Below are 853 nucleotides of genomic sequence, written 5' to 3'. Positions count from 1 at the left end.
GGCCGCGCTGAGCGCGGGCACGTCCGCGTCGCTGCGGCTGAGCAACGCCAGCTTCGGCCTGCGTTCCGGCGCGGCCGGCACCACGGCATTCGAGCTGGCCAACGGCACGCTGACGGCTAGCGTCGACGGCCTGGGCAACCTCAAGGCCACCTCGGTGGCCGTGCAGTACACCGGCACCGCCGGTGCCGTGACGGCTGGCTCCAAGGTGAGCGTCGGCAGCCAGAGCTACACGTTCAGCCAGGCCATTGCCGCCAACACGGTGGCGTTCACGCTCAAGGGCTTCTCGGCGGATATCGCCAACTTCGTGTCCCTGTCCGGTGACCTGGGCTTTGCCAAGACCGGCACGGACATCGTGGCCGTGGGCTCTAACGTGACGGCTGCGCTGAGCGCAGGTACGTCCGCGTCGCTGCGCCTGAGCAACGCCAGCTTCGGTCTGCGCTCGGGCGCGGCCGGTACTACGGCGTTCGAACTGGTCAACGGGACGCTGACAGCTACTGTCGATGGCCTGGGCAACCTCAAGGCCACCTCGGTGGCCGTGCAGTACACCGGCACCGCCGGTGCCGTGACGGCTGGCACCAAGGTCAGTGTCGGCAGCCAGAGCTACACGTTCAGCCAAGCCATCGCCGCGAATACGGTGGCGTTCAGCCTCAAGGGCTTCAGCGCCGACATCGCCAACTTCGTGTCGCTGTCGGGTGACCTGGGCTTCGCCAAGACGGGCACGGACATCGTGGCCGTGGGCTCCAACGTGACGGCCGCGCTGAGCGCCGGTACGTCCGCTTCGCTGCGCCTGAGCAACGCCAGCTTCGGCCTGCGCTCGGGTGCCGCGGGCACCACGGCATTCGAGCTGGCCAAC

The 853-nt window shown here is 68.7% G+C and carries 1 protein-coding gene; it reads left to right on the top strand.

The features are described 5' to 3' along the window. The coding region (locus tag SM757_RS34950; RefSeq protein WP_322468860.1) for a hypothetical protein at nucleotides 1-853 on the top strand (853 nt) is incomplete at both ends.

The organism is Azohydromonas lata, from assembly GCF_034427735.1.
GTDB classification, from domain to species: domain Bacteria; phylum Pseudomonadota; class Gammaproteobacteria; order Burkholderiales; family Burkholderiaceae_C; genus Azohydromonas; species Azohydromonas lata.
This window is presented reverse-complemented; position numbering and strand designations above follow the sequence as displayed.